At 58.2% G+C, this 24,746-nt stretch carries 21 protein-coding genes and 1 other RNA gene; 13 read left to right on the top strand and 9 right to left on the bottom strand.

The genetic code is table 11. From position 1 onward, the window contains the following. Nucleotides 1-86 precede the first annotated feature (86 nt). Nucleotides 87-704 (top strand): RDD family protein, encoded by a 618-nt coding sequence (locus BLQ12_RS03285; protein ID WP_092208234.1) that lies wholly within the window; start codon nt 87-89, stop codon nt 702-704. A 12-nt stretch (nt 705-716) separates the two neighbouring features. Next, entirely contained in the window at nt 717-956 is a 240-nt protein-coding gene (locus BLQ12_RS03280) for a hypothetical protein (protein WP_092208232.1), read from the top strand. Between the two features lie 232 nt (nt 957-1,188). Here BLQ12_RS03280 and BLQ12_RS03275 read toward each other — a convergent pair whose 3' ends face one another. The 3 genes from BLQ12_RS03275 to BLQ12_RS27275 form a co-directional block, all read right to left on the bottom strand. Continuing rightward, on the bottom strand, nt 1,189-1,791 hold the full coding sequence (locus tag BLQ12_RS03275) for a phage antirepressor N-terminal domain-containing protein (RefSeq protein WP_092208230.1): 603 nt from the start codon (nt 1,789-1,791) through the stop codon (nt 1,189-1,191). A 95-nt stretch (nt 1,792-1,886) separates the two neighbouring features. After that, nucleotides 1,887-2,690 carry a DUF169 domain-containing protein gene (locus BLQ12_RS03270; RefSeq protein ID WP_092208228.1) on the bottom strand — a complete coding sequence of 268 codons (804 nt, stop codon included), beginning with the start codon at nt 2,688-2,690 and terminating at the stop codon, nt 1,887-1,889. Nucleotides 2,691-2,912: 222 nt separating this feature from the next. After that, nucleotides 2,913-3,326 carry an EamA family transporter gene (locus BLQ12_RS27275; RefSeq protein WP_175469463.1) on the bottom strand — a complete coding sequence of 138 codons (414 nt, stop codon included), beginning with the start codon at nt 3,324-3,326 and terminating at the stop codon, nt 2,913-2,915. A gap of 307 nt (nt 3,327-3,633) precedes the next feature. Between BLQ12_RS27275 and BLQ12_RS03260 the strand changes: the two genes are divergently transcribed. The 4 genes from BLQ12_RS03260 (at nt 3,634) to BLQ12_RS03245 (ending at nt 11,025) form a co-directional block, all read left to right on the top strand. Then, nucleotides 3,634-6,810, top strand: coding sequence for an AfsR/SARP family transcriptional regulator (locus tag BLQ12_RS03260; protein WP_092208224.1), 3,177 nt, complete (start codon nt 3,634-3,636; stop codon nt 6,808-6,810). A 476-nt stretch (nt 6,811-7,286) separates the two neighbouring features. Continuing rightward, the gene (gene trhA / locus BLQ12_RS03255) at nt 7,287-7,967 is read left to right on the top strand and encodes a PAQR family membrane homeostasis protein TrhA (protein ID WP_092208222.1); all 681 of its coding nucleotides are present in this window, start codon (nt 7,287-7,289) and stop codon (nt 7,965-7,967) included. A gap of 167 nt (nt 7,968-8,134) precedes the next feature. Beyond that, nucleotides 8,135-8,560, top strand: a complete 426-nt coding sequence (locus tag BLQ12_RS03250) for a hypothetical protein (protein WP_092208220.1) — start codon at nt 8,135-8,137, stop codon at nt 8,558-8,560. 224 nt (nt 8,561-8,784) lie between these two features. Then, nucleotides 8,785-11,025, top strand: a complete 2,241-nt coding sequence (locus tag BLQ12_RS03245) for an ATPase, T2SS/T4P/T4SS family (RefSeq protein ID WP_092208218.1) — start codon at nt 8,785-8,787, stop codon at nt 11,023-11,025. Between the two features lie 40 nt (nt 11,026-11,065). On the opposite strand, the gene BLQ12_RS26820 is transcribed toward BLQ12_RS03245, so the two are convergent. Then, a complete protein-coding gene (locus tag BLQ12_RS26820) occupies nt 11,066-11,899 on the bottom strand; it encodes a type IV pilin protein (RefSeq protein ID WP_139163859.1) in 834 nt (277 codons plus the stop codon). After that, on the bottom strand, nt 11,896-12,354 hold the full coding sequence (locus BLQ12_RS03235) for a hypothetical protein (protein WP_092208216.1): 459 nt from the start codon (nt 12,352-12,354) through the stop codon (nt 11,896-11,898). Before BLQ12_RS03235 ends, BLQ12_RS26820 begins: the two co-directional genes overlap by 4 nt. Before the next feature lie 315 nt (nt 12,355-12,669). On the opposite strand from BLQ12_RS03235, the gene BLQ12_RS03230 reads away from it, so the two are divergent. After that, a complete protein-coding gene (locus BLQ12_RS03230; protein ID WP_092208214.1) occupies nt 12,670-13,248 on the top strand; it encodes a DUF922 domain-containing Zn-dependent protease in 579 nt (192 codons plus the stop codon). 44 nt (nt 13,249-13,292) lie between these two features. Further along, a complete protein-coding gene (locus BLQ12_RS03225; protein WP_092208212.1) occupies nt 13,293-13,772 on the top strand; it encodes a hypothetical protein in 480 nt (159 codons plus the stop codon). Between the two features lie 141 nt (nt 13,773-13,913). On the opposite strand, the gene BLQ12_RS03220 is transcribed toward BLQ12_RS03225, so the two are convergent. Beyond that, nucleotides 13,914-15,170, bottom strand: coding sequence for a DegT/DnrJ/EryC1/StrS family aminotransferase (locus BLQ12_RS03220; protein WP_175469462.1), 1,257 nt, complete (start codon nt 15,168-15,170; stop codon nt 13,914-13,916). Between the two features lie 696 nt (nt 15,171-15,866). Here BLQ12_RS03220 and BLQ12_RS03215 point away from each other — a divergent pair. The 4 genes from BLQ12_RS03215 to BLQ12_RS03200 all read left to right on the top strand — a co-directional run bounded on the left by BLQ12_RS03215 (nt 15,867) and on the right by BLQ12_RS03200 (nt 19,445). Then, nucleotides 15,867-16,118, top strand: coding sequence for an amastin family protein (locus BLQ12_RS03215; protein WP_092208208.1), 252 nt, complete (start codon nt 15,867-15,869; stop codon nt 16,116-16,118). 18 nt (nt 16,119-16,136) lie between these two features. Continuing rightward, a complete protein-coding gene (locus tag BLQ12_RS03210) occupies nt 16,137-17,678 on the top strand; it encodes a sodium:solute symporter family protein (protein ID WP_092208206.1) in 1,542 nt (513 codons plus the stop codon). A gap of 103 nt (nt 17,679-17,781) precedes the next feature. Continuing rightward, nucleotides 17,782-18,744, top strand: coding sequence for a GntR family transcriptional regulator (locus tag BLQ12_RS03205; RefSeq protein WP_092208204.1), 963 nt, complete (start codon nt 17,782-17,784; stop codon nt 18,742-18,744). Next, entirely contained in the window at nt 18,741-19,445 is a 705-nt protein-coding gene (locus BLQ12_RS03200) for a creatininase family protein (protein WP_092208202.1), read from the top strand. The genes BLQ12_RS03205 and BLQ12_RS03200 overlap by 4 nt, the downstream gene beginning before the upstream one ends. Nucleotides 19,446-19,740: 295 nt before the next feature. Here BLQ12_RS03200 and dnaK read toward each other — a convergent pair whose 3' ends face one another. The 3 genes from dnaK to ffs form a co-directional block, all read right to left on the bottom strand. Next, nucleotides 19,741-21,648, bottom strand: coding sequence for a molecular chaperone DnaK (gene dnaK, locus BLQ12_RS03195; protein WP_092208200.1), 1,908 nt, complete (start codon nt 21,646-21,648; stop codon nt 19,741-19,743). A 90-nt stretch (nt 21,649-21,738) separates the two neighbouring features. Next, nucleotides 21,739-22,413, bottom strand: a complete 675-nt coding sequence (gene grpE, locus BLQ12_RS03190) for a nucleotide exchange factor GrpE (RefSeq protein WP_092208199.1) — start codon at nt 22,411-22,413, stop codon at nt 21,739-21,741. 395 nt (nt 22,414-22,808) lie between these two features. Beyond that, nucleotides 22,809-22,891, bottom strand: an RNA gene (gene ffs, locus BLQ12_RS03185) — signal recognition particle sRNA small type. 336 nt (nt 22,892-23,227) lie between these two features. Between ffs and tilS the strand changes: the two genes are divergently transcribed. Next, complete coding sequence (tilS, locus tag BLQ12_RS03180) at nt 23,228-24,694, top strand: tRNA lysidine(34) synthetase TilS (RefSeq protein WP_092208198.1); 1,467 nt, start codon at nt 23,228-23,230, stop codon at nt 24,692-24,694. The last annotated feature ends 52 nt before the right edge of the window (nt 24,695-24,746 follow it).

Here is a 24,746-nt window from a genome sequence, read left to right as displayed (position 1 = left end):
CCCCCAGCCAAGAAGACAAGTCATAGATCGAAACACAACATGTTCAATGTTGTCAGTAAAACAGCCATCGGCAAAGGTTAATTCTCATGCACTATGCTGGTTTTTGGAAACGACTCGGGGCACACATGTTGGACTGTCTCATACTCATTCCGTTCAGTGTTTTCATTCTCTGGGTATCCTCCCACTCCAAGACCCTGCAGCTGGTCATGCTCATCCCCCACACCGCGATGTATGCGGCATACATGATCGTCATGAACGCGAAATATGGCGGCAGTCTTGGAAAGTTGATGGTGGGAATCCGTGTGAGAAGAACAGATGGAGAGAACATTCACTGGAAAGAAGCGATCCTGAGGCATAGCATCGATGCCCTTCTTGGGATGAGCCTCGCCATGGTTCAGGTTTACACCCTTTTTCACATCACAGACCCATCCTATGAGGGGCTCACATGGTTTAAAAAAAACGTTTACCTCAATCGCATGGTCCCATCTCTCTACGGCTGGATTAACGGCGTCTATCAGGTATGGATCTGGGGTGAATTTTTGACCATGTTGCTCAACCAAAGAAAGCGAGCACTGCATGATTTCATTGCAGGAACGGTCGTCATCGACATCAGGAAGGTTCCGTATTCATCTCCGGATCAAAAACTCGATACCATTCTGACCACATTAAAACAAAACGATATAAAATCCACTTTTCACCGTTAACAGGAGCTGTCCATGCAACCCGAACACCATGATCCTGCGGCATTTATCCCTTTGCTCATCTTTATCAGCCCAATCGTTATCCTGAACATCGTCATTGCAAAGCGAAAAGGACGAAGCCCAGTTCTCTTCGGGTTGTTCAGCCTCATCCCGTTTGTCGGTTTTTACCTGTCCATTCACTTGGCCTCGCTCATGGACCAGTCCACCAACGATAAAATCGATCAGATCCTCCACCTTCTGGAGGCTCGCAGGTAGATTTTCGGGAGGGTAAAAGGAAGGCAAACGATTTGGAGCGCCGCACTCTGTGCGGCTTTTTTTCTGGGACGCCCGCAGTTATGAAGAGGCGGTGCAAAAAACGAAAACAGACAAAAGCGAAGCCTCCGGCGGCAAGGTGAGCCACCTTGAAAGCTCAATACCGCAGCGCTTTACCCCATATCCCTGAGGTCAAATCACTGAGGCCTTAAGGTATGATTTGTATACCTGTCCCTCAGGAAACAGATCCATTCCGCCCCAAGGCCCCCAGAACCTGTTCAATCACGCTCGTCACCCGGCTTTCGAGGGTTTCCGCCTCATCTCCGGCCTCTGCAACCACGGGAGAGTCGTCAAAGGAAGCGGTCTGATCGCCTTGAACGTCAGCACCGTCTGTCGTGATATCCACGGCGCCCCTTTCCGTTTTTTTATCGCTCTCACCAGGGATCTCCTGTGATTCAGCCCCACCTCGGGCCCCGTGCCAATACCCGAACAATGCCTCCAGGCTCTCCTTCTGAAACGCCCGCACCGTCTCCCGAACGTTTTCCCTGACCCGATCGGCATTGACGGAGAGCAGCCAGCCGCTGAGCTGGTAAAGTGGCAGACAGAGAAACTCACGGGCCCTGCCGTCCGAGCCGTCCATGGGCAGAAACCGGCAGGTTAATTTCGGGTCGTGCTTCAGCCGACTCCGCTCTCCGGCCCAATTCAGCCCCAGACCTTCACACAAAGGCTTTAAAGGCACCCAATCCAGCTCATCCGTTCGAAGAAGGGGTAGGGCGTTCCCTTCAAGAATCTCGGTGACCAGGGCGGGGCACAGGGCCGGGGAATCAACTGTAACCATGTGGTGTCACTCCTTGCAGGCGTTGAGGGTATCGTTGTCAGGTGTTCCTATCACAAATCGCCAGCGTTTTCATTTCCCTTCTCGGCCCGCCCGGGTCATCCGCCCCTCACCCGCTTCCAGGCCCGGGTCCCTGGCATCCCCTCCTCCCATCGGGACACCATGGTCGTAAACAGCTCAATGGGAACGGCATAGGAGACCTCCCCTTTTTTGAGGTACCGCAGGCCGTTGATATCAAACCCTCCGATAACAGCCAGCTGGCACCCCTCCTCACGGTACCGCCGCGGCCAAGAGATCATCCCGCAGCAGCCCTGGCCGAAGGGCATCCGCACCGCATCGCTGTCTCCCGTCAGGAACACCGTCAGGGCGTTTAAGGCGATCATGGCCTCCCGCTGGGGAAACAGGATCACGATCTCAGGCAGCTCACCATCTTCAAACAAGCTCAGGGGCTGGATCACGAGGTGTGACCCCGCAGCCTTGGGTGGCATGACCCCGTCGTAAAACGACTTGCCCTTTTCCGGAGAGTCCAGGTAGCATTCGCCTTCCATTTCGCCAGGAATCCCCGTGGAAATCAGGGCGGGCTCAAAGGGTTCGTAATAAGGCTTAAACCCCATGTAAAAGGCGGCACCCAGGCACCCGTAATGAGCCTCGTCAAAACAGGCCGGGGCCTTGTTCCGGCGCGCCCGCCTCACCGTGCCCAGGGCGCACGAAAGCCAGTTGAGGCTTCCGTCCGATTCTTCCGGCAGGCGACTCACCGGAACCTGCGCCTTGGGAGACACCGCACGGTGGGGCTTTTTGTCGGTATAAAAAAGCCCCATGGGCTCTTCGTCCAGACCAAGGGCCTCCATGAACGCCCGGAGCCTGTCCCTGAATTCTGTGCTGTTCATCGTCTTTTTGTGCATGGTTCCTCCTAATAAGTTGAAAAAAGCTCCGCAAAAACTTTTCGGTTAAGTCCTTTCATAAAAATGAAACAGACCTCTCCTGCAAAGGCTGTTACTGAATGTCACCCCCCACGCGAATGCCACGAAAACGAATGCATAACGGCGGCCCCCATGCATTCGTTACAGGGTTTCAAGGTGCCCCCACCTTGCCGCCGGAGGCTGATTTTCCATCGAAAATGCGCCCTACGAGGCAAAGAAAAAGATGGCCGCAAAGGCGCTGAGGATGCCCAGGCCTTCTTTGAAGGTCACGGGCTCTTTGAGCACCAGGCAGCCCAGGGCCACAGTGATGATGGGGGACATGGAGGTGAACATCGCCACCACGGCCACTTTCCCGGACTTGACGGCAAAGAGAAAGCCCAGGGCACCGGTGAGGCCGATGATCCCGGTGGTGATGCCCAGACACACCCCCTTCACGTGGACCTCCGGCCGAAAATCCACCAGGGTGAGGACGACCAGCCCCACGATGGCGGCCCCGATTGTTTCGTAGATCATGGCACTCATGGGGTTGATGTATTGGGTGGTCAGTTTGGGGATAAAACCCCACAGCCCCCAGCACACAAGGGTTACAAGCGCAGGCAATACCCAGTTGGCACTCATCGGAACCTCCTCCTTACATGTCAAATTGCAGTGATGTCGCATTGAACCGTTTACCCACACCCTACCAGGCCACCGTCCCCAAAACGTCCCGGAAAGCGTGACAAAATGCGCGAAGGCCCAGGGACTCGCTTTTTGGCCCCGGGGCAACCCACATCGATCATCGAAAACCGATTTACATGATATTTCAAGATGTTGTCCAAGGACGGGTTTACCAAAGGGACGTTTGGGTATGTGAAGAGGAATACTGCCGCTGAATAAAAATTGTGAAACACAGGGGGTTAAGGTACCTTCTCCACAGGAGAAAAGAATGATGACCACGTTGCATATACAATGTTTCGGAGCCCCCCGGTTCGCGGTGAACGACGAGCCCATCAGGGTATCCCGACGTAAATCCGTTGCCCTGGCGGTCTACCTTGCCGTCACGGGCACGCCCCATACCCGGGAGAAGCTGGCCGACCTGTTCTGGCCGGACCATGAGCAGGACAAAGGCCGAGCGTCCCTTCGGCGGGCCCTGTCGGACATCACCGGCAGCCTTGGCAATACCTGGCTGGCGGTGGACAGAAAGAGCATCGGAGCGCGGCCCCACGAGCTCCTCCGGGTGGATGTCGTCAGGTTCCGATCCCTGCTGGCACCATGCAGGAAGGGAAGCCTTCCGGCCATGGAAGAGGCGGTGTCCCTTTGCACGGGTTCTTTTCTCGCCGGATTCAACATCAAGGATGCGCCCGATTTCGACGACTGGCAGTTCGAGGAGGCCGAGGCCCTCAACCGTGAGGCCGCAGAGGTCATGAAAGGGCTTTCCGGCAGGTACATGGAACTGGAAAAAGACGGAGAGGCCCTGGGTATTGCCCGACGCCTGGTGGCGCTGGACCCCCTGGACGAAGGAGCCCACAGGCAGCTCATGGCACTTTTCATGCAGACCGGTCGGCGGGATGCTGCCCTGCGCCAGTTTGAGACATGCAAAGCCTTGCTCCAACACGAACTGGCCGCCGAGCCGGACGAAGAGACCGTGGCCCTTTCGGAATCCATCCGAAGCAAAAGACATCCCGCCAAAAAGCAGAAACTGCGCCTGCCCGTCACCAACCTTCCCGCCCAGGCCACGGCCTTTGTGGGCCGGGGCAAGGAGGTCAACGACCTTGTCGACCGAATCACCTCCCCCGGGGTGAGATTGCTGACCCTGACGGGCCCGGGAGGCATCGGAAAGACCCGGCTGGCCATCCATGCTGGAGCTTGTGCGGCCGACAGATTTGCCCACGGCGTCTTTTTTATCTCCCTTGCGGACCTTGCCTCGAAAAGCGCCCTGGTATCGGACCTCATCAAGGCATTCGGGCTCTGGTTCGATGAAACAACGGACCCCATGACACAACTCGCGAGCTTCCTTCGCCCCAGGACGCTTCTGTTGATCCTGGACAATTGCGAACATCTGCCCGAAGGGGCCCTGTTGGCAGCCGACCTGCTGGAGGCAGCCCCGGGACTCACCATCCTGGCCACCTCCAGAACCCGTCTGATGCTCAAAGGAGAACACCTCTTTCCCCTCTCGGGCCTGTCGCATCCGGACATGTTCGAACAGGCCCCGGATGATGAGGGGCTTAAAAACGCGGAAGGGGCCTATGATGCCCTGGCCCTTTTCCTGGCAACGGCAAGGATGGTAAACCCCGATACGAAGCTGACCCCCTCAAGTTACCCTGCCGTTGCCGAACTCTGCGAGATGACGGGAGGGATGCCCCTGGCCCTGATCCTTGCCGCGGGGTGGATGGACACCCTGCCCCCGTCGGCCATCGCAGATGAGATCCGAATCAATCTGGATTTTCTCAAGACGGGAATGCAGGACCTGCCCCCCCGACACCGGAGCATGCGCGCCGTATTCGACTCCTCCTGGCAGAGATTGCCCGGCAAGGAAAAAGAGACCATGAAAAGGCTCACGGTGTTCCGGGACGGCTTTACCCTGGACGCCGTGGCAAAGGTAACGGGCATGGGAAACGGGACGGCAGCCGAGACCACGGCGAGCCTGGCAAGAAAATCGATCCTCAGGGCCGACCCCGAAACCGGCCGATTCAGCATCCATCCCCTCCTGCGGCAGTACACCGACGAGCGCCTGACGGCCTCGGGCCACCGCCTCCCCATGCAGAACGCCCACATGGAGTACTACCTCACCCTGGTGCAGAACCGGGTAAAAGAACTGACAAGCCGGGACATGCCTGCCTGCCGACGTGCCATGGACGCGGATATCGCCAACATCCGCAAGGCGTGGCTCCGGGCCGCGTCCCAGGGAAACCTGAACGCCCTGTGCCGCGCAGCCACCGGCCTGTATGTCTACTTCGACATGCACACCCGGTACCACGAAGGGGAAGCGCTCTTTCGCCCGGCCAAAGAACGCCTGATGGACGAACCACAAGCCAAAACGGACGCCCGCCTCTGCCTGATCCTCCTGTGCTGGTTCGACATGCAGACGCAAGGGTTCCCCCCCAGGACGCAGGATAAAAACGTCAGCCCCGGTGATGAGGAGAATAAGCTCGAAGCGATTGCCCGCGACACCCTGGGACAAGCCGTCAAAAAAGGGGATGATCAAGGCAGGGCCAGGGCCTTTTTGCTGCTGGGGGCCCTGGCCCACAGGCAGAAACGCCATGAACGGGCCATTCGGTTCTTTCGCCTGAGCCTGGCGGCCCACCCCGGTGTGGAGGACGCCTTCTGGGTCTCCCTTCGCATCGGGCTGTGCCTGCGCTCATTGGGCAGGATCGAGCAGGCCAGGGAGCGGTTCCGGGAGAGCCATCACTGGGCAACCCGCACAGGAGACCGCATCAAAACCGCCTGGGCCATGGGCAATATCGGTTCTGCAACCCTGTGCCTCGGAGACCTGGACACTGCAGAGGCCCACCTTAAGGAGGCTGCAGACACGTTTCAAGGACTCAACGCCCCCATCGGCATGGTGATTTCCTGCGAAGAGCTGGGACTCATTGCTTTTTTCAAAGGGGATCTGGAGCAAGCCGCAGCCCTTGCAGAGGAAGCCCTTGGCATCGCCAAGGCCTCTGGCTTTGCCCGGGCCAGATACCAGAGGGCCCAGGCTTTAAAAGGGCTCATCCTGATTGCATCAGGGGCCCCGGAAAAAGCACGTCCCTTACTTGAAGCGGTTCTGGAAACCGGCCTCTCCCGGTTTTCCGCCCACCTGGGCATGGTCTTCTGCGCCTGCCGGGCCAAGGATAACGAGGCTGCGACGGCCCACCTGAACCATGCCCGCCAGATTGCCGACCGGGTCCATAAAACCCACCTGGCCCTGCTGCTCTCCCTTGCCGACGCGTCCGTCTCAGCCATGGAAAAAAACAACGAAGACGCCGCAACCCACCTGAGCAGGGTCTTTCATCACTCCGGCTTTGGAGCGGGGCTCTTCGACGCCTGGAAGCTTCCGAAGGGCCTCCTGTCCCACGTCAAATCAAGGATGCCCGCCCAAGAGTTTCAGGCTGCCTGGGAAACGGGAAAACAGAGGCGGTAACCACCGATCAAGTAACCGACCAAGTAGCCGCGCTGATGCGGGTCATGGAAACCGATGATGTGGCCCGCACCAAGTCAATGCAACAACATACGGCTATGGAAAACCTGGCCACAGAGGGTTCACAAAAACAAAAGCAATGCCTCCGGCGGCGAGGTGTGCCACCTTGAAAGCAGATTGCGAATGTGCTTTCCCCCTCGTTCCTCGGGAAAAATAACATTCGCCTTTGATTTTGATTGGACTGAGTTTGTTTTTAAAACCTGTTTATTAAACTTTTTAAAAGTTTAGCCCCCGGCAGGGCCGCCGGAGGCTTTGTCGTTATGATCCCCGACCACCACAAACCCGTGCCCAACCAACCTGATTCATGATAAAATAGCGTGTCCTGCGTCATAACATTGTATCACTGCGGTGGTCTTTGCCGCCGCCTGCCAGGCCGTTTCGGCCTGGGCATAAACAGTCAATACAGGTCAAGCTTGCCCATGAATATAAAAACACCCCCCCCCAAAAAAACCGATGATCCGGCCACCCAAACCCGCCGTGAGGAGGTCGCCAACAGCCTCACCCACGGCATCGGTGCCGCCGTAAGTGTTGCAGGCATGGTACTCCTGCTCATCTTTGCCTCAAAACACGAAGACGGCTGGCTCATGGCAGGGGTCGGCGTCTTCGGCACCACCCTGATCCTTTTGTACCTTGTCTCAACCGCCTACCATGTCATCGTCCACACACAAGCCAAACGCGTGTTCCAGACCCTGGATCACATCGCCATTTACCTGCTCATCGCAGGGACCTACACGCCCATCACCTTAGGGCCCATGCGCGGCCCCTGGGGCTGGACACTGTTCGGCCTCATCTGGGCCCTGGCTTTTGCCGGCATTGTTGCAAAGCTTCTCTTTGCAGACCGGTTTCCAAAATTATCGGTCCTTTTCTATGCGGCCATGGGATGGGTGGTGGTCATTGCCATCAAGCCTGTGTTGGCATCCATCCCACGGGATCTCTTTTTCTGGCTGTTCGCAGGGGGTATCGCCTACACGGCAGGCCTTGCCTTCTTCTTCTGGGAACGCCTGCCGTACAACCATGCTGTCTGGCACGTGTTTGTCCTTGCAGGAAGCCTCTCCCACCTGTTCGGTATGCTCTTTTATGTCACGCAATCGCCCCTGTAGCTTTTGTGGACAGCGCTCCGGTCAACGGCCATGGCTCCGTATGTACTTTTTCCTCCGCCTGTGAGAACATAAACACACCCCGGAGAATGGGCCGCCCCTCCCCTGTGCGGCCCTCTCCGGTCATCTGCCCTGCTGAGCCCTTGTGACCCTACCCCTCGGGAGGCCCCATGCCCACAGCCCTTGTTGCCCTGTTGGTCTGCACCGTCGTCGTTCTGGTTGTCCTTCGGTTGATCTACAACCCGAATCAGGAGATCCCCCCTCAGGATGAGGAGGTAGAACCTTTTCAAGTAATGATCACCCCCCATGAGCTGGCCTGCGAACACCCCCGGCGACAACGGGAAGCGGTCCCCTGGGAAGAGATCCACGAAATTGTTCTCATCAACGCCCTGGAGTCCCCGCCCATTCCCCCCTACTGGCTGGTTTTTGTGGGAGACGGCAAGGGGTGCTCCGTCCCCACGGAAGCCCAGGGGTTCTCCCGGCTCTGGGACGAAGTCGAGGCACGGTTTCCCGGCTTCGATTTTGATGCCGTCCTTGAGCCCGAGCCCGGTGTCACCAAAAAAAGCGTCTGGAGAAAACCCGAGATCTCCCATTGATCCGGGGGCGCCTTTCCCGCGAAACAATCAAAGGGTCGCCATATGTACTTTTCTCCCTGCGTATGAGAAAATGACCTATCATCTTAGTAACATTCCCGCTTTTGCTGCTTTCATCATCAATGCATCCCCGTCCCTTTCCTGAGTTTTTGTGACCAAGCCCTTGAGACAACCTGCCATCGCAGACACCGCCCCATGGAAGGCGTGCCCCACCCCAAGGAGGAGAGATGAAAAAGCCCGAAGCCGAAAAAGAAAATCCCGTTGATGCGCACAGCCATAAAAAACTCGGGGACATACTGGTCGAAGCCGGGGTTATTGCTCCCGCAGACCTTGAAAAAGCCTTGAACGCCCAACGAAACACCCCCAAAAAAATCGGGCAGATCCTTATGGATATGGGCATCGTGGATGACATCCAGATCGCCAGGGCCTTGTCCGCACAGCTGAACATCCCGTACCTCCACTTACCCGAGATGCAAATCGATCCCAAGGTGATCTCCCAGGTCTCTGCGGAAATAGCCGAAACCTACCTGCTCCTGCCCACCAAAGAGGAAAACGACGAACTTGTGGTCACCATGGCCAACCCCCTCGAGTTCTACGCCCTGGACGACCTGCGTTTCATGACACAAAAACGCATAAAAATAGCAGTTTCACCCCAAAGCGATGTGCTGGCTGCCATTGACAAATACTACCCCAAGAAAGGGCTCCATTTCGATGAGTCCCCCCAAAGTGAAGCGCAGATCGAGGTGATTAAAACCACCGAATCCCACGAAAAGGAGTTGGACAAGGGGGCGCTGACCAGCATCGCCGAGGATCCCCCTGTGGTCCGGTTTGCCAACAGCATCCTTGCCGACGCCGTCAAGCTCAAAGCCAGCGACATCCATATCGAACCGCGACAGGCCTCGGTGATCATCCGGTACCGCATCGACGGCATCATGCGTGAGATCCTGAAAACAGACAAGCTCATCCATTCCGCCCTGGTGTCGCGAATCAAGGTCTTCTCTTCCATGGACATCTCGATACGGCGCAAGCCCCAGGATGGCCGAGCCCAGGTAAAATACAAAGGAATCGCCTATGACCTTCGGGTCTCCTCGTTCCCCACATCCTACGGCGAAAAAATAACGATACGGATTCTCAACCCTGAATCCGCGAAGATGAGCTTCGAAAACTTGGGCCTTCAGGGAAAGCACTACCAGGACCTTGAGGCCAGCATTCATTCCCCCCAGGGCCTCATCCTGGTCACCGGCCCCACGGGCAGCGGGAAATCCACAACCCTGTACGCCTGCCTGAACCGCCTCAACTCGCCGGAGGTCAACATCATTACCGTGGAAGACCCCGTTGAATACAAAGTGGACGGCATCAACCAGGGCCAGATCAACCCCAAGGCAGGCATCACCTTTCCAGCAGCCCTCAGATCCATCCTGAGGCAGGACCCGGACATTGTCATGGTGGGAGAAATCCGGGACGGAGAAACCGCGGGCATCGCCTGCCAGGCGGCACAAACCGGGCACCTTGTCCTCTCGACCCTGCACACCAACGACACGCCGTCGGCCATAACCCGCCTGCTGGACCTGGGAGTCGATGCCTTTGTGGTGGCGGACTCCGTGGTGGCCTGCATCGGGCAGAGGCTGGTCAGGCGCATCTGTGACAAGTGCAAAACCACAGATGAGCTGTCGGCCCAGTTTCTGGAGAAAATCCCTGGAGAAGGAAACGGAAAGGAAAAAATCCAATACTACAAAGGGGAAGGATGTGAGGCGTGTCGGTATTCAGGGTATGTCGGTCGAGTCGGCATCTACGAAATCCTGCGGGTCACCCCGTCGGTGCAGTCCCTCATCAAAAAAGACGTGTCGGCAGCCATCATCAAGGCGCAGGCCATGAAAGAGGGGTTCCAGCCCTTTTTCATGGATGGTGTCCACAAGGCCCGGCAAGGCCTGACAACCATCGGAGAGGTTCTCCGCGTGGCCTCACCGGAATCCCTTGACCAGGAGACCCCCGCCCCCGCAGAGGCCAGAGAGACGGCAGAGACCACAACCGTCACCACCGGCCCGGCCTTTGACCCCACGTCCCACGTCACGGCCGTGGGGCATCCCACGGTGCTGGTCGTCGACGACAACGAAATCGAACTCGAAATGATGTCCCACCTTTTAAAAACCCAGAACTACCGAATAATCAAAGCCTCAAACGGTGCTGAAGCGCTGAAATCAGTCTACCAAGCCATGCCGGACCTCATCGTAACGGATTACATGATGCCGGAAATGGACGGGCTCACCCTCATCAAAAAGCTCAAGGCAGAAATTGCCACCCGCATGATCCCGGTCATCATGTTGACGGCAAACGAAGATTTGAAATCGGAAGTGGAGGTGCTGAGTGTCGGTGCGGATGATTACATGACAAAGCCGGTCAATTACGAGCGGTTCATTGCCAGGGTCAACAGGCTGCTTCAGCGGCGCATCGAATCATCGAAACGCTGACCATTGGTCCCTGCCATCACCCCCCAGCAGGAGCAAGGCACTACTCGTACGCATCCGTTGCAATGACCTGCACACTGTCGATCAGGGTCCCCAGCCCGTTGCTTTGCCCGGCGACTTCGGACAGGGACAGGCTGATGGGATCTCCCGTTCCGGTCACCTTGACGGTGTACTCCTGCCACCCGTTGGTTGGAGGTGAAAAGGTCCCCTGGTCTTCCCCGCCCCATCCCACGGAAAAATCCGATGAGTTGGCGGTTCTGGCACGGGCTGTGACTTTGACTTCGTAGATTCTGCCGGCTTCCGTTTCAACTTCCTGGGAGATGGTGTCGCTATTTCGGCGGCCGCCGTCCAACTCCACGATATACCCGCCGCTTGGGGAGTTGTACCCCAGGAACCCATTTTTCCAGATTTCAATGGCCCCGGTATTGGAGTCCCACCCATCGATTTGACTGGTGGACACAGGGGCCCACCGCTTGACGTTCCTGTCGACCAGGTTGAAATCAAAATTCTGAATGAGGTTTTCACCGGCGGCGATATCCGACTGATTCTGCTGTGACCCCGAGGTGTGGTGCAGGGAGCATTGAACCTGCCCGAAGTCGGGTTCATCAATAGAAGAGCTGCTCCAGGTATAGACGCCTCCCCGTGGGCATTCATAGGAACTGATAAAATCAGGTGTGAATGCCTCATGCTCGAAATAGTAACTCTGGGTCTGGATTTCGATATCCCGTCGAAGCAAGAGGCAATTGGCGGCGTAGACCTTTTCTTTATAGTTCATGTACCTTGGAATGGCCACAGAGCTCAGCACCCCGACGATGGCAACGACCACCATGAGCTCAAGGAGAGAAAAACCGGCAGTATGCGTCATTGGTGTTTTCATGGCACAAGCTCCGGTATGGGTTTGGCTGTGGTGATGCGGACATGGGAGAATCCATGGGCCTCTGCATTGGGGCACTCCACGGAATAGACGCCCTTATCGCGGACTAAAAGATAAGGTTTTCCGTCCAGTGGACACGCATACCCCCGGATATCCGTCTCACCGAGCTGAAGCTGCCGCACAATGTGCCACAGGTTATCGATACACGCATCCGTCTGGCTGTCGGTGGCAGTGGTGCCGACTCGCCGGGGCTTCGTGTTCTCCTGCTGAAGGGAAAGGATCTTGGGAACCTGAAAGCCAATAAGCACAGCACAGATTACCAGGAGGGCATAGTACAGGGGACGACGGTCTTTTTTCTTCTTTTTCCCCTCCTGGGACTGCTGTCGCGCTGTCTCATCTTTTGCAAACTCGGCGACGGCGTCTTTGGCGATATCCATATCGTTGTGTTCATCCATCATAAGTCCAAAATCCCATGGGTTGGTCTGGTTACGGGGAACACTCGGCAGGCACGGCCTGAAACACACTACATGTCATGAATTCGGGTGGTAAAAATGGTGGGAAAGCACGGCGACCTTTCAAGGCAATGAGGGTTTTCTTATTCACAAGTATACTGAACCACGGGTGAGATTTCAAAAAAAATATAAATTTAGCGCCTTAGACACCCCACAGACACACCCAAGAGGACCCGTGAGATTATCATGGGGCCTGTTTTTTGCCTGGCCCATCTGATTCTGCGGTTGATTTGAAACCCGGATAACGGGATAAAGGATATCATGCAAAGACGACGACTCTGCCTTCTCTCGATTCTGTGGCTCCTCTGCGTAGCGGCCATGGCCCGGGCCCAGCCCGCCGTCACCGTCCAGACGGAGTATTACGACATCTACGGATGGACGGCGGAAGAGCTGCGGGAGCAGATGGTGCGCTTCGGTGTGGTGTGGCGGGACGGAAAAACCTACGATGCCCTCACCACATGGACTGCCAGCTGGAGGTACAGCTGGGAGTCCGGCCCCAGCCGCTGCAGGATCACGGCCGTGGAGACCTCGGTTGCGGTACTGCACCGCTACCCCAGATGGGTCAACAAAAAAGAGGCTGGTCCCGGGTTGCAGCATCGATGGGAACGCTACATGGCACACCTCGCGACCCATGAAAACGGGCACAAAAACATCGGCATCGCGGCAACCGCTGCCATTGAGCAGGCCATCCGGCAGATGCCTGCCCTCAGCAACTGCCAAGCCCTGGAAGCCGCGGCCAATGGCCTGGCCGAAGAGGTTCTCGACACATACAGGGCCCAAGAGGCAAGCTACGATCAGCAAACCGGTCACGGCAGAACCCAAGGGGCTGTGTTTCCCTGACAGACAAAACCGCGGGGACCACGTCCCCTGCACAGGACAACCACATGAAAATCACACAGGACGACAAAACCACCCTCCGGGTTGAGGAGAAAAACCGGACCATCGTCATGGTCGCAGGGATCATCATGGCCTTTGCCCTGGTTCGCACCGCCTTTTTGGTGCACGCCTTCGGCCTTGCCTACGCCTACTATCTCCACTGGATTCTCGTGGCCGCCATTGCGGGCCTTGCCGGAAGGCGCTTCACCGAAGAGGTGACCGTTGTCTTCCACCGCCAAAAAAAAGAGATCGCCTGGCGCCGCAACAAGCTTTTCGGAGCCACCGAGGAGGGGCGGCTCACGTTTGATGACGTGGAAGACGTCAGGATCGGATACCGCGGAACCGGAAAACGGACCACCTACCGCATCGAATTCGTGGTCAAGGGCGAGCCCTTCCCCCTCTCCCGTGTCTATTCCCAGGGCCCCCGCGGCCGCGAAGTCTGCAATGGCGTTGCCCAGCGCATCCTGGAGACCATGGGCCGGGTCTAATCCCGGGGCGTCAGGGACAGGTCAAAAACAAAACCCCAATCCAAGGTATTTGGATTGGGGTTTTTCACGCGCAGGCAGGTTTGGATGTGTGGGTTGACCTGCGCGCTCTTTCCGTTTCACAAAGGGTCGGTACGTCTCCTGTCAGGCCCTGTTGGGGTCAAGGGTGGGCAGGTTGATGCAGGTGGCTGCCGCCTCCATCCCCTTCGGGCACTCCTGAAGGGCCATGGGCAGGGGGTGGGCCGCAGATTGAAACCACACCCCGACGGTGGCTCCCAGGCGCTGCTCCAGATATGAAAAATTTTTCTTGATGGCCGGGTCCACGCGCACCGGATACCTCAGCCAGGTGGGATTGGCGTCCGGCGAGGGTTTCGGGGGTTCCAGGCCGTTTCTCACGCACCAGACCGCCCACTTTTTTGCCGCACGACGCCTCTCTTCCAGCTGGCGGTCCACCCGGGAGAGCTGCTGCACCATCAAGGGCGCCACCGCATCGGGCAGGCTCCAGTGATACTGGCTGCAGGGGGCTCCGGCCAGCTCCTCCTCGTGCATCTGGGGCACGAGCCGGTCCGCCAGGAGCCCTTGGACCAGCCCGGAGGTCACAAACCGAAGCGGACAGCTGTGGGTAAAATAACTGTGGATCAGAGTCCAGAGAACCCGCCGGGTAAAATCGTCTGGGGCCGGAGCAAGGCGCGCTGCGTCCTTTTCCAGGCGACGTCCGATCACCGGGTTGTTTGTCACCACAAACCCGCCATGGATGGTATTGATGACCTTGGAGCGTTCGCTGCTGAAAAAGCCGATATCCCCCAGGGTCCCCAGGAGCTTGCCCCGCCAGGTGCCCCCGGTGGCATGGGCACAGTCCTCGATGACGTAGAGCCCGTGCTTGCGGGCAAGGGCAAGGAGCGCGTCCAGGTCCCTGCCCGGCATGCCGAAGGTATGCTGGATGAGCATGGCGCGGGTCTTGCCCGTCACCGCCCGTGACACAAGGGAGGCATCCATTGCGTAGGTGTCGAGCTCAATGTCCACATACACAGGCTCCATCCCTTCATAACGCAGGGCATTGACCACGCACTGACAGGTAAAGGCCGGAATCAGGACTTCGTCCCCCGGGGTGAGGCCAAGGGCTCGAACCACCGCACACAACGAGGCCCTGCCACCCATATAAAACCCGGCGTGGGTCACGCCGAACCGATCCTTTACCACCCGGGAGAGCTGCCGAAGCTCCCCGCCCAGGAAACGGGTGCGACGGTTTGCAAGGGCCCTTGCCGCCAGCACCACATCGGCCATGCGCAATGTGGCCGAAAGAAGCGGCACGGGCATCACGCGCTGGCCACGCCTGAGCCTTTTCACATTGATCCCCTGCTGACGAGCCAGGCATCGGATCGTGCGCCGTACCCTCTCCATGGTCACCCTCCTTGTCTTAGCAAACATCTCATGTTCTCATGGGGTAGCACAGTCAATCGGGATACTCAACTGTCACAATATCGTATAAAAAGTTATTTCCTACCTCCCCCACCATCCGTAGACTTCCAAAATCCCAGCGGATCTTCAATGTCACAATCGTATTTTTATATACGCAAATAAATTCAGGATAATATTTTCCTATGGACAATTGTGCCATGGTTCTATATCAAATTACTTGTTAAGACCCGGCTTGTATCCCGACGCCACCGCATCATTACTCTCAGAGAGACATTTAAAATGTTCCCTGGGACCTGCCTGCGCATTGTCATACAGCCGATCCCATAGGGACAGGGACACATGTGAATCGTACCGCCGCGCCTTGCGACCATCCCGGCGACGATTCGTAACAGCGACGACGACAGCCTTCCGTTCGCATTCGCGCGACATGTTGCGATTCATCCGCGCCATGTCCCCAAATCACGGCCCTTTCATCACACTTGTTACGTGCTGCACCATGGGGAGTTGAAAAACGATGCAGCAGCGAGGTACCGCCCATGACGCACCAGGTTGAAACAAAATCCCGGAACACGGATCAGGCCGAAAAAACGGCCCGTTTCGTCCAGGGGCCTGACTATGTGCCGGTTCCTTGTCCGTTAAGGTGACGAACGGAGTCGCATGTTACTTCAAGGAGGAGATGTGGATATTTTCAGCAACCGTTTCGAAATGAGATGGGCCGCCATCATCCTTACGATGTACGCCCTCATCATGGTCCCCTTTCCCTGGTATTTCAACGAGACCTACGTCGCAGGTTTCGGCGGGGTCCCCCTGTTTGTTTACGCCTGGGTCCTGCACGGCATCGCCGTACTGGTCCTGATCTGGCGTTTCAGCCGCGAAGCCCTGAAACGTCCCGAGTACCGGAACTTCGAAGACATTCAACCTGAGAAGTAGAAAGGAGCAAGCAATACCATGGCTGATCCCGTAACATTGGTGACCCCCACCCCGGTCCCGTTTTTCGTATCCATCGCCATCTACTTTGCCCTCATCGGCTATATCGGCTGGCGAGCGGCCAAATCCACCAAAACCCTGAGCGATTTCTTCGTCATGAGCGGCAAGGCCGGCGCCCTGGTGGGCGGCTTTGCCTACTTTGCCTCCCAGTACAGCATGAGTACCTTCATGGGCGTCCCGGCGATTACCTACGCCACCGGCTTTGCAGGCATGAGCATCTCGGTGCCGGGCCTGGCCTTCTCCATGATCATTCCCGCCCTCTTTGTGGGGCGCAAGCTGATGATCATGGGTAAAAAGTACGGCTTCCTCACCATGACCGACTACCTCTCCGACCGCTACGAGTCCAACGCCATCCGGGCCGTCCACGCCGTGATGATGATCGGGTTCCTCGTGGCCATCATGGGGGCCCAGACCGTGGGGGCCGGCGTCATCCTCAGGACCTTCACCGGCCTTCCCGAGTGGATGGGCGTGGTGGGCATGGGGGTCATCGTCATCTGCTACTGCATGGCCGGCGGCATGAAAGGGGCCATGATGACCGACGTCCTCCAAGGGTTTCTCATGGTCACAACGGCCATCGTCACCTTTGCGGTCTCGGTGAAAGCCGGGGGCGGTCTCAGCCACATCACCGCCTCCCTTGCCGACGCCAACCCCGCCTACCTCACCCACCCCGGCGCCAAGAGCAACTTTCCCTGGGCCTCCTACATGTCCATGATCGTCATGTGGAGCTTTTTCACCATCGGGCAGCCCACCCTCTTCACCAAGTTTTTCACCATGAAAAATTATGAGACCATGTTCAAGGCGGTGATTTTAGGTACCCTGGGCATGCTGTTGTCCGCCACCCTCATCGAGTGGGCCGGGGCCAACGCCATCGTCTCCGTGCAAGGGCTCACAGGCAAACAGACAGACTTCATCGTGCCCATGCTCCTTCAGGGCAACCTCAACCCGATCCTGGCCTCCATCCTCATCGCAGGGGTGGTCTCCGCCGGCATGAGCACCATCGACGCCCTGCTCGTGGTGGCCACAAGCGGCGTCTCCCGGGACATCTACCAGAACCTCATCAACCCCCGGGCCAGCGAAGCCCAGATTTTCAAACTCTCCCGCTGGGTCACCGTGGGAATCGGGATCTGCGGCATCGCCATCGGCATCATCAAGCCGGCCAGCATTTTCAGCATGATCCGGTTCGCCTTCGGCGGGCTGGGCATCTGGGTGGCCCCCGTGATCCTTGGCATGTACTGGAAAAAGGCCTCCCGAACCGGGGCCATCGTCTCCGTGATCTTCGGGGAAGCCCTCTACATTGCCATGAAGGCCAAATTCAGCACGTGGTCCTTCGGCTTTGACCCCCTCATCGTCTGCTGGGCCGCCACCATGTGGGTCATGGTTCTCACCAGCCTTTACACCCAACCGGCAAGCAAAGAGACCATCGCCCGCCATTTCGACCGGCTGATCCCCCGGGGCAAGGCCCCTGAGGAACCCGCCGCAACCGCGCAACCACACGTTGCCTGACCAAAACCGTGGGGGAGGGCGACGGCGCCCTCCCCCACCATGCCCAAACGAACACCCCGTACCTCGATTTCGAGCCGCCGGGCTCATTCTCCCGGGAGGAGCTGTGAAGATCACCATCGACAAAACCCTGCCTGTCTCCATTTCCGTCCAGATCGAAGGCGCCGTGGAATTCGGCATCATGGCCGGCACGTATCGCGAGAACAACCAGTTGCCCACGGTACGCGCCCTGAGCAGCGAGCTCGGGGTGGCCCCCATGACCGTCACCAAGGCCTACAAGTCCCTCAAGGAAAAAGGACTCCTGGAGTCGGTCACCGGCAGGGGGACCTTTGTGGTGCGGGACCCCAGGGAACTCAAGCACCAGAACCGCCTTGAGATCCTTCGCCGGGAATTTCTGGCCCTTTTGGAAAAAGCAAGGGTCCTGGAGGTCGACCCGGCTCTTTTCATCGGCATGTTCAACCAGCGGGAAGCACCGGCAGATGCCCCTGTGCCCCTTCGCATCCTCATGGTGGGCAACTCCCGGCGCATCAACGAGAGCTACATTCGAAGGATCCGGGACTTCCTCGGCCGGGAGCCCCGCTTCGACAACATGGATTTTTCCCAATTCAACCTGTTGACGGACAAAAAAGCCCGCAACTACAACCTCATCCTCACCATCCCCCACTGCATGGCCCGAATCCGGCTCAAGGTGGGGGAAGCCGTTCCGGTGATGGCCCCCTATCTCATCCCCTCAAAGGAGACCCGGGAAAGCCTCGCCGCCCTGCCCCCCGGCACCACCGTGGGAGCCATCTCCCATTTCGCATCCTTTGTCCCTGCCATGGCAGAAGGAATTCGGCGCTTTGCCCCCCAGGCGGGAACCATCCGCATGGAGCTGGCCAACAGCCCGAAGCTTCAGGAACTCGCCGATTCAACCGACGTCCTGATCTACAGCACCAGCTGCCTGGAAACGGCCAGAGCCCTGACGGGCGTCCGCGTGATATTCGAGTACGCCCACACACCAGAAACACGGTACTTACGGGAAATTCTCGTCCCGGCAGTCCAACACATCCAAAAAGAAGTACAGATATGAAGATCGCCGACATGAACTGGTTCCAGGTGGAAACCTACCTGAAATCCGACGACCGGGTCATCCTTCCCCTGGGAAGCACCGAGCAGCACGCCTACTTGAGCCTCTGCACCGATTTCATCCTCTCAAACAAACTGGCCGAGGAGACCGGTGAGGGGTGTGGGGTCCCTGTCTACCCGGGCCTGCCCTACGGCATCGCCCCCTACTTCTCCGCCTACCCGGGAACCGTCACCATCCGCCCTGAGACCTACGGCGACTTTGTGACGGACATTCTTGCCAGCCTTGTTAAAAGCGGCTTCAAACGCGTATTAATCATCAACGGCCACGGAGGCAACTGCCCGGTGGAAGAGATCATCCGCCCCTGGCTGGGCAAGGTGCCCGAGTGCCGGGTCCTCTTTCACAACTGGTGGTCGTCCAAGGCGGTGATGGAGGCGGTCCACAAGGTCAGCCCCAACGCCTCCCACGCCTCCTGGATGGAAAATTTTCCCTGGACCCGCCTTGCTGAGGTCCCCCTTCCCCCGGAAGAAAAAGCCCCGTGCGACCCCGATAACCTGAAGCAGCTCCCCCCTGAAAAGGTGCGTTCCATCCTGGGAGACGGCAACTATGGAGGGGCCTACCAGGCCGGAGACGACGCCATGCTCACCATCTGGCGCACCGCCGTTGCCGAGACCACCCACCTCCTGGACACCGGGTGGACGAACTGAATCCGGCGATGCCCAACACAGAAAGGGCGGTGCTGCCACCTCGAAAGCAGCTTGCGAACGCGCTTTCCCCTTCGCTTCTCAGGGAAAAACACATTCGCTATTGATTCAGATTAAACCGAGTCTGTTTTTTTAAGCCTGCATATTACACGTTTTATACGTGCAGCCCCCGGCACGGCACCCTGATCACCTTCACAAGCCACAGATTCTTTTTTTTACCCCACAAAAAAACCCCGCCCTTTAAAAAAAGGCGGGGTTTTTTTATGACTCTATGATCCTGCCTGGGCAGGCCGGGAGCTTACTTCTGGTCTTTGACCTCTTCGAAGTCGGCATCCACCACGTCGTCGTCGGCAGGTGCGTCTCCGGGGGCTGCGCCCTCGGCTCCGCCCTGACCTTCTTCAGCGGCCTTCTTGTAGGCGGCTTCAGCGATCTTGTGGGAGGCCTGGGTCAGCTCTTCGGTGAGTTTGGTGATCTCCTCAGCGTCGTCACCTTCCATGGCCTTCTTGAGCTTTTCGATCACCTCGGCAACATTTGCCTTGGTGGCTTCGTCGGCGCCTTCGCCCACTTCCTTGACGGCCTTTTCGGTCTGGTAGATAAGGGCGTCGGCTGTGTTTCGGGCTTCCACGAGGGCTTTTTTCTGCTTGTCCTCATCGGCGTGGAGCTCGGCGTCTTTCACCATCTGCTGAATGTCCTCTTCGGACAGGCCGCTGTCGCTGGTGATCTTGATGGACTGCTCTTTGCCGGTGGCCTTGTCCTTGGCGGAGACGGAGACAATGCCGTTGGAGTCGATGTCGAAGGTCACCTCGATCTGGGGCACGCCGCGGGGTGCGGGGGGAATATCCGACAGGTCGAAACGGCCGAGGGTTTTGTTGGTCTCTGCCATCTCGCGCTCACCCTGGAGTACGTGGATGGATACGGCGGGCTGGTTGTCGGCTGCCGTGGAGAAGACCTGGCTCTTGCGGGTGGGGATGGTGGTGTTCTTCTCGATGAGCTTGGTCATCACGCCGCCCAGGGTCTCGATGCCCAGGGACAGGGGGGTAACGTCCAGGAGAAGCACGTCGTCCACATCGCCTTTGAGGACCCCGCCCTGGATGGCGGCACCGAGGGCCACCACTTCGTCGGGGTTCACGCCTTTGTGGGGCTCTTTGCCGAAGATGGCTTTTACACGATCCTGAACGGCGGGCATACGGGTCATGCCGCCCACGAGGATCACCTCGTTGATCTCCCCTGCGGAAAGACCCGCATCCTTCATGGCGGTGACGCAGGGCCTGGCAAGGTTCTCAAGGAGGTCAGCCACCAGGGACTCCAGCTTGGCGCGGGAGAGCTTCACGTTCAGGTGCTTGGGACCGGAAGCGTCGGCGGTGATAAAGGGCAGGTTGATGTCGGTCTCCATGGCGGAGGAGAGCTCCATCTTGGCCTTTTCAGCCGCTTCTTTCAGGCGCTGCAGGGCCATCTTGTCAGAGCGCAGGTCAATGCCCTGCTCCCTTTTGAACTCGTCGGCCAGAAAGTCGATGATGCGAAGGTCAAAGTCCTCGCCGCCCAGGTGGGTGTCGCCGTTGGTGGACTTCACCTCAAAAACACCGTCGCCGATCTCGAGGATGGAGACGTCGAAGGTACCGCCACCCAGGTCGAAGACAGCAATCTTCTCTTCGGTCTTCTTGTCGAGACCGTAGGCAAGGGACGCGGCGGTGGGCTCGTTGATGATACGAAGGACGTTGAGGCCGGCAATGCGGCCTGCGTCCTTGGTGGCCTGGCGCTGGCTGTCGTTGAAGTAGGCGGGAACGGTGATGACGGCGTCGGTCACCTCTTCCCCGACGTACTCTTCGGCGGTCTTTTTGATGTTGGCCAGAATAAAAGAGGAGATCTCAGCGGGGCTGTGCAGGCTGCCGCGCAGATCGATGCGCACGTCACCGTTGTCCGCTTTTTTCAGCTCGTAGGGAAGGATCTTTGCATCGCGCTGAACTTCGGCGGAATCGAATTTACGGCCCACAAGGCGCTTGACGCCGAACACGGTGTTCTCAGGGTTCGTGATGGCCTGGCGCTTGGCAATCTGACCCACGAGGCGCTCGCCGCTCTCAGACACGGCAACGGTGGACGGTGTGGTGCGCCCCCCTTCGGTGTTGGTGATAACTTGGGCGTCTCCGCCTTCCATGATCGCGACACACGAGTTGGTTGTTCCCAGATCGATACCAATTACTTTACCCATTTTTTCCTCCATGCCTGTGCATCCGAGAGCAGGCTTCCAAATAAGTCTTTCCTGAATAACTGTTCTGATGTGTATGGCCCGGGACTTGGTCTATTCGGCCTCGGCCTTTTCGTTTTCACCTGCGCTGAGTGCAGCCGCCTTGGAGACGACCACCATGGCCGGGCGAATAAGCCTGTCATGGAGCAGGTACCCCTTCTGCATCTCTTTCACCACGGTGTTTTCAGGGACCGCGTTGGTCTCTTCCTGAATCACCGCCTGATGAAAATTGGGATCAAAGGGCTTGCCTTCAGACTCCAGTGGCTTAAGGTGAAACTTATCGAACACTTTAAATATTTCAGACAGGGTCATTTTGACCCCCTCTATGACGCCCTGTCCGGAATCATCGCCTTCATCCCCGATGGACTCCACAGCCCGCTCAAGGTTGTCGATGACGGGAAGAAGTTGTTTGATAAACGCCTCGTTGGCGTACTTCTTCGATTCCTGAAACTCCCGGGCGGAACGTTTCTTGTAATTGTCGAACTCGGCGGTGGACCGAAGCAGGCGATCATAATTCTCCGCTGCCTTGGTCTCTGCTGCCTTAATTTTCTCTTCCATCAACTCCTCGGGGCTTTTGGCGACATCTTCGGCCTCTTCCGCTTCAGCTTCTGCCTCTTCGGCGACAGCCTCTCCGGTGACCTCTTCAACGGCCTCTTCCGTCTGTGAAACGGTTTCTTCTCCAGGCGTTGTGCCCTTTGCTTCTGTATCGTTCTGACGATTCTTGGCCAATGCTCACTCCTGATTCTCTCGACCCGGAAAACTCCGCCGCGCTCCGTGAAACCACCTGACTGGGTTCAGTTTCAAAGACCATCCGGATTTTCAGCGGATGATCGCGTCTCACAAGCAGCCGATTCACAGTCCCATGAATATGAGGATTCGGGGCCACGCAGTTGAACCGGGTCAGTCACCCGGATATTATAAAGGACAAACAGTCGAACTTTATTGCCTAAACCATTCACGAACCACTTGCATCATGCGATTCGAGAAAAAAATAATACGTATTGATCAGTTGTCAATGGGGGGTTTACGCAAAAAAGTGGGGAAAAAAGCGTCAGAGGGGCTCTTACAGGGGGATCAAGAAGAAAACAGAACAAAAAAAAACCTGACCGCATCCGCCGACCGGGATCGATCCACGACACAGACCACATCCCTAAGTGCTGCTTCCTTCCGGACCTGACACGGTTCGAGCGGGGCTGTTGCATGGCGGCCGGTCGGCAAGACACGGCCAGGAGAGTTACATATACGTCGAACGCCGGACCTTTTCAAGCCCCTTTTTACCCAAAAGTGAGGTCTGAGGGAAACAAGGGTCCGTAAGCTCCCCCCGGACGGTCCCCGCAGGCAGACCGGATCCCTTTGCATATCCGAGCGGTAACGCAACACGCACCCCCGACAAAATCCCCTGCCGCCGTCTCCCAGGTTGACACCGATCCGGGGGTATTCTACCCTCATCATCACCCGGTCGGTCGTGCCATGAAAGCTTCGGCAGGACCCTAGTTTCTTTAAAGCGCCCCTAACCCCAGACCCAGAAAAAAATACCCCCTTCATGACACGACACCCCCAGACAAGGCCCGTAAGTACCGTCCGTGCCACCCTGGCCCGCCACGCCATGTGCCTGCCGGGGGACCACCTTTTGGTGGCCCTTTCCGGAGGGGCGGACTCCATGGCCCTGCTGCATATCCTTCACCGGCTGGCCCCCGAGCTGGGCATCACCCTCTCGGTGGCCCACCTCAACCACGGAATCCGGGGAGAGGCGGCAGACAGGGACCAGCTTTTTTCCCAGCGGGCCACAGAGGATCTCTCCCTTGCCTGTGTCACGCACACCGTGGACGTCCCCGCCCTGGCCCGCCGGGCCGGAACGGGCCTTGAAGAGGCGGCGCGGAACGCCCGCTACGCCTTTCTCCACGAGGTGGCCCTCTCCTGCGGCGCCCGGCGCATTGCCGTGGGCCACCACAAGGGGGACATGGCCGAGCAGCTGCTGCTCAACCTCTTGCGCGGATCGGGCCTCAAGGGATTGGGGGCCATGGAGCCGGTGACGGCCGACGGCATCATCCGCCCCCTGGTGGACCTCTCCAAGGACGATCTCGCCGCCTGGCTCAAGGCCGAGGGCATCGGCCATGTCACCGACGACTCGAACAGCGACACCGCTTACACCCGCAACCGGGTCCGCCACCGCCTCCTTCCCATGCTGGAAACCGAGTTCAACCCCTCGGCCGTGGACACCCTGGCCCGAACGGCGGCCCTTCTAAGGGAAGAGGAGGGCTGGCTCCGGGAAATGACCGAGTCCCTCTACACAGACTGCCGCATCTCCGAAGAAGAGGGGCACCTGACCCTCTCCATCCCCACACTCAGCCGCCTTCACCCGGCGGCGCAAAACCGGGTGCTCAGGCGTTCGGTGGAGGCCCTCTGCGGATCCACGCGAACCCTCTCTGCCGCCCACGTCCAAAGCCTTTCGAAACTCCTGAGCCAGGGACAACCGGGACATTTTGTGGACCTTTCAAGGGGGCTTCGGGGCATCCTGACCCGGGGAGGCCTTCACCTCACCACGGAAACAGGGAGCCTGCGGCACACACGCCCGAACCTTCTCTCCGAGGTCCCCCCCTTCTGTTATACGGTGGACCGCCCCGAGCCGGGCCACCCCCGCACCCTTGGTATCGAGGAGACCGGAGACACCCTGACGGTTGGCTGGACTTCCGCCCCCGGGACAATCCCCTCCAGCCGCAACGCCAACCGGGTGTTCATCGACCCGTCGGCCATCGCCTTTCCCCTGACGGTGCGAAACCATCGCCCCGGGGACCGGTTCCGGCCCGAAGGAGGCAGCGGCAGCCGTAAAATCGGGCGCTTCTTTTCCGACTGCGGCGTGGAGGCGGCACACCGGTCGCGCATCCCTTTGGTGCTCTCAAAAAACGCCGTTATCTGGGTGGCGGGCTACCGCCTGGATGGGGCCGCAACCCCACCGCCTCCGGGAGCCCCTGCCCTTGAGCTGGTGCTCTGCAGGCAGAAAAAAGGATAAATCCCTCCCAATCCGCCTTATTATGTCTTGCCTAAATTGCAATGATGATTAA

Source organism: Desulfoluna spongiiphila, from assembly GCF_900101345.1.
In the GTDB taxonomy this organism is placed as follows: Bacteria; Desulfobacterota; Desulfobacteria; order Desulfobacterales; family Desulfolunaceae; genus Desulfoluna; species Desulfoluna spongiiphila.
The sequence above is the reverse complement of the archived record's forward strand: the minus strand, read 5'-3'. Positions and strand labels throughout refer to the sequence as shown.

What these genes read in the sequence shown, in the direction of transcription:
- BLQ12_RS03220 (WP_175469462.1), bottom strand. Translation starts at nt 15,170, where the DNA reads ATGGAGAGGGTACGGCGCACGATCCGATGCCTGGCTCGTCAGCAGGGG.
- BLQ12_RS26820 (WP_139163859.1), bottom strand. Translation starts at nt 11,899, where the DNA reads ATGAAAACACCAATGACGCATACTGCCGGTTTTTCTCTCCTTGAGCTC.
- BLQ12_RS03235 (WP_092208216.1), bottom strand. Translation starts at nt 12,354, where the DNA reads ATGATGGATGAACACAACGATATGGATATCGCCAAAGACGCCGTCGCC.
- BLQ12_RS03250 (WP_092208220.1), top strand. Translation starts at nt 8,135, where the DNA reads ATGCCCACAGCCCTTGTTGCCCTGTTGGTCTGCACCGTCGTCGTTCTG.
- trhA (WP_092208222.1), top strand. Translation starts at nt 7,287, where the DNA reads ATGAATATAAAAACACCCCCCCCCAAAAAAACCGATGATCCGGCCACC.
- BLQ12_RS03280 (WP_092208232.1), top strand. Translation starts at nt 717, where the DNA reads ATGCAACCCGAACACCATGATCCTGCGGCATTTATCCCTTTGCTCATC.
- BLQ12_RS03245 (WP_092208218.1), top strand. Translation starts at nt 8,785, where the DNA reads ATGAAAAAGCCCGAAGCCGAAAAAGAAAATCCCGTTGATGCGCACAGC.
- BLQ12_RS03200 (WP_092208202.1), top strand. Translation starts at nt 18,741, where the DNA reads ATGAAGATCGCCGACATGAACTGGTTCCAGGTGGAAACCTACCTGAAA.
- BLQ12_RS03275 (WP_092208230.1), bottom strand. Translation starts at nt 1,791, where the DNA reads ATGGTTACAGTTGATTCCCCGGCCCTGTGCCCCGCCCTGGTCACCGAG.
- BLQ12_RS27275 (WP_175469463.1), bottom strand. Translation starts at nt 3,326, where the DNA reads ATGAGTGCCAACTGGGTATTGCCTGCGCTTGTAACCCTTGTGTGCTGG.
- tilS (WP_092208198.1), top strand. Translation starts at nt 23,228, where the DNA reads ATGACACGACACCCCCAGACAAGGCCCGTAAGTACCGTCCGTGCCACC.
- BLQ12_RS03210 (WP_092208206.1), top strand. Translation starts at nt 16,137, where the DNA reads ATGGCTGATCCCGTAACATTGGTGACCCCCACCCCGGTCCCGTTTTTC.
- dnaK (WP_092208200.1), bottom strand. Translation starts at nt 21,648, where the DNA reads ATGGGTAAAGTAATTGGTATCGATCTGGGAACAACCAACTCGTGTGTC.
- BLQ12_RS03260 (WP_092208224.1), top strand. Translation starts at nt 3,634, where the DNA reads ATGATGACCACGTTGCATATACAATGTTTCGGAGCCCCCCGGTTCGCG.
- BLQ12_RS03230 (WP_092208214.1), top strand. Translation starts at nt 12,670, where the DNA reads ATGCAAAGACGACGACTCTGCCTTCTCTCGATTCTGTGGCTCCTCTGC.
- BLQ12_RS03225 (WP_092208212.1), top strand. Translation starts at nt 13,293, where the DNA reads ATGAAAATCACACAGGACGACAAAACCACCCTCCGGGTTGAGGAGAAA.
- BLQ12_RS03285 (WP_092208234.1), top strand. Translation starts at nt 87, where the DNA reads ATGCACTATGCTGGTTTTTGGAAACGACTCGGGGCACACATGTTGGAC.
- BLQ12_RS03270 (WP_092208228.1), bottom strand. Translation starts at nt 2,690, where the DNA reads ATGCACAAAAAGACGATGAACAGCACAGAATTCAGGGACAGGCTCCGG.